The sequence below is a fragment of the Weissella sp. DD23 genome (assembly GCF_001579105.1).
In the GTDB taxonomy this organism is placed as follows: Bacteria; Bacillota; Bacilli; order Lactobacillales; family Lactobacillaceae; genus Weissella; species Weissella cibaria.
Genome location: NZ_KQ970394.1, coordinates 156,477 through 164,716, shown reverse-complemented (window position 1 = coordinate 164,716; position 8,240 = coordinate 156,477). Strand labels below are relative to the sequence as shown.

Genomic DNA, 8,240 nt, shown 5'->3' with positions numbered 1-8,240 from the left:
GCAACAGCAGGATTCGTAATGAAGAAAATAACGGCATTACGATCCGTCGTCATTTCGATTGCACGACCTGACTTTTCATCTGTCAAAATAGCAGATGGTGTGCCAGCGTCGTAAACCAACTCAAAGGCATCGTCAAACTTAGCATCATATGCGCCATTCATCTTTGCGATTTGGTCACCAATCTTAGCACCCGCTTGGAAGTCGAACGGCGTACCAGCTGTTTCCAACAACTTTCCCGTTGGAATTTGATCTGCGCGGAATTCCAAATGACGTGGTGATGCCAATTGCAAGTGCAATTCGCGGGCATCCGTGTCAATACCGGCTGGGTTGAAATATGCGTGTGACGTTGGGTTGTACAACGTATCTTCATCCGACTCAGCGGCGAACGTCAAACTCACCTCGTCATTATCATTGAACGTGTACGTCAATGATGTTGGCATCGTACCTGGGAAGTTATCAATTGCTTCCGTCATTGTGGTTGTAAATGTCACTGAACCAGCAGCCTCGTCAACCGTAAAGTCCCAATTGCGGTTCGCAAAGTTGTCAGCCCCACCGTGCAAGGCATTTGAGCCTTCATTGGCCTTCAAATTGAACGTCTTGCCATTCAATTCAAATGATGCCCCATCGATACGACCGGCAACACGGCCAATTGCATTACCCAAGAAATATGGGTGGTCCCAGTATCCTTGCGCATCCTTATAAGCCAAGACAAGTTCTTCGCCTGACTTCGTTTGGAAGAATTGCCATGAAGCGCCCCATGATACCAAGCCAAGCTTGTGACCATTGGCGTTTTCAATAACAATTTGCTTTGCGACTTCACCATTAGGCATTGTGCCTAGTTCATTTACTGTAATCGTCATTTTTATGTCCCCTTCATTGATCGGCTTACAGTCTCAAAAAATAAACTCTATCTCGATATTCATTTTACCATACTGACTGATTCCGCTTACATTTATTTTATATCAACGGCCTATACCAACTGTGTCAAAATTATGAATGATTATACTTCGTGATTTAGACGCAGTAGCAGATGGTACAAAGCCCCATACAAATTTGCATCGTTACCAAAGCGCGCTAGTAAAATCTCCGGTGTCGTAAAGCCATCACGTACTTGCGGACGACGGGCGACCATCTCTTCGTAAGACTGACGAATTGTTTCCACCACAATCGGTTGCGCCGTAATCCCACCACCAATTACAAACCGTTGCACATCAATGACTGCCTGCATATTTAATAGCATTAATACCAAATCATCGGTATAGCGTTTGAAAATATCCCAAGCTGGTCCTTCCCGCAAATTGATTAATTCAAAGACTGCGCGACCATCTTTTACATCAGGCAAGTCATAAACCGTCGCAACCGTTTCAATCATTTGTACAGCTGAACCAATTTTCCCGTATGAATCTTCGTCAAAGCGTGTCTCGCCCTTATGCATAAAACTCAATTCACCGGCTTGAAAATGAGCCCCCGTGTGCAAGGCGCCGTTCAAAATTAAGCCACCCCCTACACCAGTGCCCAGTACAACAGCTGCACCATTATCAATACCAGTCAAATTTCCGAGCCACAATTCTGCGAGCGCGGCGGCCTTACCATCATTTTCAACGGCCACTGGGATATCGAGTTGTAGTTCATCAGCCAAATTAACTTGGTCTAAAAATGGCAAAGCACCCCCTGCATAGATGGTCTCATCCCCATGATCCACCTTGCCGGGCGCACTAAACGCGACCCCACGAATTCGAAAACGGTACGTTTGCACAATTTGACGGACCGTCGCCACAAATTCAGATAGCGTTTCATTTGGTGTGGCCACGTCCCCCTTTTCGATTAACGTCCCCGCGCGATCTAAGAGACCATACTTAATCCGTGTGCCCCCAATATCAATTGCCAAATAGTCCTTAGCTTCCATAAGTTCCCCCTTTTGTACTTTCACACGCTAATCGTACCGAAAAAATACGTCAATTATGCGAAAAAACACCTGCAGAACTTGATGCTCTGCAGGTGTTTATCAGCATTAATTTTACAAAGTCTTCAACTTAGCAATCATAATGGCACCGATAACGACCAAAATCGCTCCGATAACAATAAAGACCATTTGACGCTTTGACTTCTTCTCACCCAATAGGTAGATGGCACCGAACGTACCAACGATGATACCCGTTTGTGACAACGTTGAAGCAGTTGCTTGACCGATGTTTGGGTTAGCCGTTGAGATAAACATGAAGACGTTACCCAAAGCCCAAACCAAACCAGTTACAATGTTCATCCAAGTACCCTTTTGGAACATCGTCTTACCTTCCTTCATGAAGAAGATAACGATGATGAAGGCACCCAACACTTGACCGATTGATTGTGGTCCCACAATCGCAGTCATGTAATCCAAACCGTCGTGACGGTTGTGAACTGAGTTTGAAATGTAACCAATCTTGTTCAACAAGTTAGGGAACACGAAGTACATCATGTAACCAATCGTTGAAATCAAAACAGCAACCAAGCCACCCTTGAAGTCGTGCTCAGGGTTAACTTCAGCTGGCGCCTTTGAGTCAGGCAAAGCCGTGAAGACGGCACCAACCACAACAGCAACGATGGCCAACAAACCAAACGTCCACATGCGACCAGTCGTCCACTCACCCAAAACAGCCGCAGCCATCAAGGCGTTTGACACAATTTGGCCGGCCGTTGAAAGTGGGTTACCAACTGATACACCCAACTTCTTGAAACCAACGAATTGTCCAGCCGTACCAACAGCCCAGAACAAACCTGACACGAATCCAACAATCCAGATACGTGGGTTAAAGGCAAAGTCAGCACCTGCTTGAGGGACAACGAATAGTCCCAACGTCAACATTCCGAATACGAATGCACCAAACGTCATTCCCAACGTTCCTTGCGCGGCTGTTCCACCCATCTTAGTCGTAACTAGACCAGTAGATCCCCATGCCAACGCTGGAATAAGAGCAATTAAAATTGACATATTTAAATTTCCTTCACAATCAAAATATTTTTTGTTCACTTATCAACGAGATTTATCATAACATGATGAAAGCGTTTGCACAACACTTTTCGCTAACTTTTTTAAAACGTTTTCGCAAAGTTCTTGAAAACGCTATCATGTAGGCGTTTAACGGGTTCGCGCCTGATAGATCATGTGCTATTTTCACAAACAATTCTTAACAATTGTAAGTCAATTAGCGTTGAATTCAACAAAAAAGGACCGAAAAATCGGTCCTTTTTTCTGCACAACAATGTCCTAATCTGTCTTTTTTTGTGAATCCGGAATTACCACATGGAAGGTCGTCCCTACATTAGGTTCCGAAGTAACTGAAATTTGGCCATCGTGGACTTCAATCAATTGACGAATAATCGCCATCCCCAAGCCAGACTCACCCTTCTTCGTTCGTGATGGGTCCGCTTTGTAATAACGTTCCCAGATCTTATCAACCTGATCAGTCGTCATCCCAATACCGGTATCCGCAATCTTGTAATGTGCCTCACCTGGTTCGCGCCAGGCGTCAATCGTGATTACACCGTTCTCCGTAAACTGAATCGCGTTATTCACGATATTAAAGATGATTTGAATAAAGCGATCTTGGTCAGCAATGACCGGTACCGGTGAGTCAGCATTCAACTTAAACTCATCGCCCGCCACATCAGCTTTACCAGACAATTGGTTCAACAAGTTTGAAATCACTGGTACTGAGTCGAATTCCTTCTTCTTCAACACAACCTTATTTTGACGCAAACGTTCGTAGTCCAAATTATCCTTAACCAGACGCGTCAAACGATCCGCTTCAGACTTAATCAAATCGTATGAGTGCATCTTTTCATCTTCCGGAATGACACCATATTGCAGCCCTTCCACGATTCCTGAAATCGTGGTCAACGGCGTGCGCATTTCGTGCGAAGCATTGGCCATGAATTCTTTACGGCGCTCTTCTTGTTCTTCGATTTCATGCTCTTGTGCAGCCAGCGACGCCGTCATCACATTAACGTCTTCAGCTAACGCGCCGATTTCGTCATGACGATGCATCTCAACTTGGGCGGTGTAATCACCACCCGCAACCCGGCGTGTAACCAACTGAATCAAGCGCAAGCGGTTAACAATCAGCTGCGACAAAATGAAACTCAGCATGACGGCGACGACGACGGATACCAAGAAGGCAATCAACAAGTTCTTGCGTAACATGTCCAAGTTATCCGCCACGGTCGATACATTCGCTCGAGTCACAACGACTGCGATTAACTTATTCTTATTATCAAAGAACGGTTTCATCACATCCATTGTATTAGCCGCTGAGTTATCCGCCGGATTAGCTTGCTTTGCACCACGCTTCTGGATAATTTTGTGTTGCTTGAGTTGGGCCCACTCAGCGTTTGTCACATTGGCAGTTTCCTTCACTTGCGTTTCTGGATACACCAATTTCCGGTCAGCATTATAGAGCGTAAAGTTAATATTCTGTTGTTCAAGCAATGAAGCATCGGTCTCCAACCCCTTCGTGTCGAAGTACGCAAATGATCCATCATCAGCTTTAAAACGCATCGCTTCTTCGGCGACCGCTACAGCGTATCGATTCAATTGATGATAAGTATTATCCTCAATCATTTTTGTCGTAAATTGTGTAAACAAAATCCCGACAATTACCAAAGTTGCCATAATAACGGTGAAGAAGGCCAGCATTTGCTGGTACATCATTTTCATTTGTTATTACCAAAAAACCACGTCAAAAGCGACGTGGTTATCTTTCGTTGACTCTCTTTTTTATTTCGTAAGCACCACTGCCACTAGTATAACTGTCTTGGCGCGCGCTTACTAGGCCTTTGCTGAAGCTTCTGATTCTTCATCTGACGTCACGTTAGAATCGTCAAACTTGTAACCAACACCCCAAACCGTTTGGATGACTTGAGGGCCAACCTTTTCGATCTTTTGGCGCAACTTCTTAACGTGCGCATCAACCGTACGCTCGTCACCAAAGTACTCGTAATCCCAAACCAATTGCAACAATTGCTCACGTGAGAACACTTGACGTTGCTTCTTAGCCAAGACACGCAACAAATCAAATTCCTTTGGCGTCAAATCTTGAATCAAATTACCATTCAAGTAAGCTTCACGCGTGTTTGAGTTCAACTTGAACGTACGTGTTTGTACATCGAAATCTTCGTGCACTTGTGGTTCTGAAGAAGCTGGTTGACCAGCCGTTTCTGAACGACGGTGCAATGCCTTGATACGTGCAATCAATGTAATTGGGCTAAATGGCTTCGTGACGTAATCGTCCGCACCCATTTCCAACCCAAGCACTTGATCAGACTCTGAGTCACGCGCCGTCAACATGATGATAGGCACATGCTTTGAGACTTCACGAATCTTAACTGCCACTTGCATACCATCCAAACCAGGCAAGTTCAAGTCCAAGATAACCATATCCCAGGCATCTGGCTCTTCGTTAAACATGGCAACGGCATCGTTACCATCGTATGCATATGATGCATCCCAGTTTTCCTTCTTAAAGAACATGCCCATCATTTCTGAAACGGACGTGTTATCCTCGACCATCAAAAGTTTCATATTCTTATTCCCCGTCTTTAATGAATTCTTGAATTTAAAATTCTTTTATTTGTACATCTACCACAATAACAAACGATGTCTGATATTTGGGCCTTTTTCACAGAACGTCTACAAAATCTCGCGCCTGTTCAAACAAAGTTCACACTTTCATAATGCAACAGACGCACCGGGCGGAAAATATCACCAAATTTATAGCATTTCCCTTATATGGAACATTATACAACGTAAATACAGATTTGTTGCAATTAACAAAAAATAAGTTGCCTTTTGCTTAGGTTCTCCCATTTTCCGGATATACATTCTGTATGACAAGAAGAAAATCCGTGTTTTCTATGGCGAACACGGATTTCTAATGAATGTTATGGCCTTACTGTGACGCAATCAATCCTTGCACCCGTCGCATAGCTGCGCGATCATGTGTCACCTTATTGGCTAATGTTTGCTTTAATTCCGCCGGAAACGCGACGATTGCTAAATGCGACGCCGCCCGTGTTACTGCCGAATACATTAAATTGGTCGTAATGAACTTTGAAATCATCGGCAAGACAACCAACACATTATCCAGCGTAAATCCTTGAATTTTATGAATCGTAGTCGCGTACCCCAAATCCAAATTCTCACGGACACTCACCAACTTTGGACCATACGAAAATGGATTAAAACCAGTCTGACTGCTTTCGTTCAAATCAACTAAAATCGGATCCGGCGTATCAACAGTTTGCACCAACACCATGTCGTAATCCGGCATCACATCAACCACGGTGATACGGTCACCCCCACGCATCCGGACCTTCTCGTGTGCGCCACTCGCTTGGTTCGTCACGTAAACCGTCTGCATCACTTGAACACGGTCACCTGGATATAACGTTAAATCATCACGTACCCATAGTGGTACTTCAGTCCGCAAAACAGCTGTATCCAGTAACGCATTCTGCACAGCTGCATTAATGAGCTTGCGGAGTTCGTTAGTTGGTACGAGCGCCACGGTTTCCTTATCTGGTTCAGCGATTAAGGCCCGTTTGATCGTTTCAACCACAAACAACAGTGCCGTTTCTGACATTGGCACAAAGGTGTAAGGCCGCGTCAGGAAAACATCCGGCAACACTTCGGCTGGCATTAATTCAGTCGGTGCTTCAATCTGGGCCACATCGCCATCTAGCACAGCATTCGCAACCGTCGCAATAATTGGCGAATTAGCCCGCTTAATTTGTTGTAGGGTCGGCGTCTGGTTTGCTAAGTTCGCCAGCACCAACGCGTTCAAAAACGGCACTGGGTCATTCTCGACTGATGGTAGCTGGTGTGGATCACCAACAAGCAGAATTTGCGCCCCAGTTGCTAAGCCGTAGAGAATCGTGTCGATTAACGCCCGCACATTTGCAGCAAATGCCTCATCAACAATCATGAGGTCATACGTTGGATACCGACTGGCCTTCTCAGCATCTTCAAAAAAATGCCCTGTCCGTGCAATTTCCGTCATGGCATCGTGATTGCGGTATGTGAAACTAGTCGCCGTCGCAATGGTGACGTGGTCAACTGGCTTCAGCAAGTAATCCGGTTCATGTTCGTCAAGTAAATCACCAATAGCACGCTCGACAAGACCACGGGCATTCGTCGCTGCAGCGTGGGTTGGTGTTATCAACAACGTGTTCACATCTTGTTGTTGGGCTAATCGAATTAGGCGCGCCATCATATATGACTTACCAGAACCAGCCCGCCCTGTCACAATTTGAATTGGTGATGGTGTCGTTTGCATATTCTGCCAAACAGCGGTTTGCCCAGCCGTCAACGTCTCATCCGCCAGCATCCCGGTCGTCAGCTCGGTCATAACTTCCGGCACTGGATGTGGTTGCTGCAACATTTCAACCAAGGCTAACAGCCATTGATCATATTCTTGCCGTTGCTGCGCTTCTGGCGGAAGTTTATCGAAGATTTCACGGGCAAACGCCTTCATTTCTGATTCCGGTGTCGACGCCATGAGTTTTGCAAAACTTGTTTTACGGTAAATTTGTTCTGGCAATTTGTGGCGCCAGAAATACATTTCTGTATCGTCCTCTGAAAATCGTGTCATCTGCACGTGCCTCCCTTCGCTTACTTTCTTACAGCATTATACGACTGTTTTTGATGGGGTGGTCTTTATTAGAGTTAGTTAGTTATGTGTGTTGTGTTGTGTTGTGTTGTGTTGTGTCTGTGTCGTCGCGTTGCGACGAGGCATGGGGTTTGGGTGGGGCGTCGCTCCGTCTAGCTGCATTAGAAGGCTGGGACACGGTCCCAATCTATCTAAGTGCTTACCCATTTTGGCCTCGAAGCGAGTCCAAAATACGCAACCACTAAGATTTCTTTGGTGCCGCTACCTCCCTCGAACGCCTACTAATGCCGCAAGAACTCCACAACACCCCACCCAAACCCCATACCAGCAGCCAAGATGTGCTCTATCTGTTCGATAGTCATCCTCAATTATCAAGCATTTTTACGATTTAATTGTTTGTTTCACCAAAATTGACGGAAAAATATGGGCCGTCACATCTCAGCCAAAATTGCCCCCAAAATATACGTCAATCGGATACGTAATGACTACTATCGATTCCGTCAAGATGCTTTCATAATCAGGCACTGTTCCTCGTTAAGGTTAACTTATGTCCAGCTTTACCCATGAATGAAACGCAATAAAATTACGACTATC

The 8,240-nt window shown here is 45.3% G+C and carries 6 protein-coding genes; all 6 read right to left on the bottom strand.

Annotated features, from left to right (window positions below; all coding sequences use genetic code 11):
- Window positions 1-860, bottom strand: an 860-nt coding sequence (locus WEIDD23_RS08190) for an aldose epimerase family protein (RefSeq protein WP_062358917.1), incomplete at its 3' end; no start/stop codon positions are given.
- Window positions 861-1,000: 140 nt separating this feature from the next.
- The gene (locus tag WEIDD23_RS08185) at window positions 1,001-1,906 is read right to left on the bottom strand and encodes an ROK family protein (RefSeq protein ID WP_010370139.1); all 906 of its coding nucleotides are present in this window, start codon (window positions 1,904-1,906) and stop codon (window positions 1,001-1,003) included.
- A gap of 111 nt (window positions 1,907-2,017) precedes the next feature.
- Window positions 2,018-2,971 carry a GRP family sugar transporter gene (locus tag WEIDD23_RS08180; RefSeq protein ID WP_010370141.1) on the bottom strand — a complete coding sequence of 318 codons (954 nt, stop codon included), beginning with the start codon at window positions 2,969-2,971 and terminating at the stop codon, window positions 2,018-2,020.
- A 276-nt stretch (window positions 2,972-3,247) separates the two neighbouring features.
- Window positions 3,248-4,696, bottom strand: a complete 1,449-nt coding sequence (locus tag WEIDD23_RS08175; RefSeq protein ID WP_010370145.1) for a sensor histidine kinase — start codon at window positions 4,694-4,696, stop codon at window positions 3,248-3,250.
- A 111-nt stretch (window positions 4,697-4,807) separates the two neighbouring features.
- Window positions 4,808-5,560: a response regulator transcription factor gene (locus WEIDD23_RS08170; RefSeq protein WP_010370148.1), complete on the bottom strand. Its 753-nt coding sequence runs from the start codon at window positions 5,558-5,560 to the stop codon at window positions 4,808-4,810.
- Window positions 5,561-5,927: 367 nt separating this feature from the next.
- On the bottom strand, window positions 5,928-7,628 hold the full coding sequence (locus WEIDD23_RS08165; protein ID WP_010370150.1) for an ATP-dependent DNA helicase: 1,701 nt from the start codon (window positions 7,626-7,628) through the stop codon (window positions 5,928-5,930).
- Window positions 7,629-8,240: the final 612 nt, after the last annotated feature.

Bases quoted from the DNA above. Each gene is read 5' to 3' on its own strand.
- WEIDD23_RS08170 (WP_010370148.1), bottom strand. From the start codon at position 5,560: ATGAAACTTTTGATGGTCGAGGATAACACGTCCGTTTCAGAAATGATG.
- WEIDD23_RS08175 (WP_010370145.1), bottom strand. From the start codon at position 4,696: ATGAAAATGATGTACCAGCAAATGCTGGCCTTCTTCACCGTTATTATG.
- WEIDD23_RS08180 (WP_010370141.1), bottom strand. From the start codon at position 2,971: ATGTCAATTTTAATTGCTCTTATTCCAGCGTTGGCATGGGGATCTACT.
- WEIDD23_RS08185 (WP_010370139.1), bottom strand. From the start codon at position 1,906: ATGGAAGCTAAGGACTATTTGGCAATTGATATTGGGGGCACACGGATT.
- WEIDD23_RS08165 (WP_010370150.1), bottom strand. From the start codon at position 7,628: ATGACACGATTTTCAGAGGACGATACAGAAATGTATTTCTGGCGCCAC.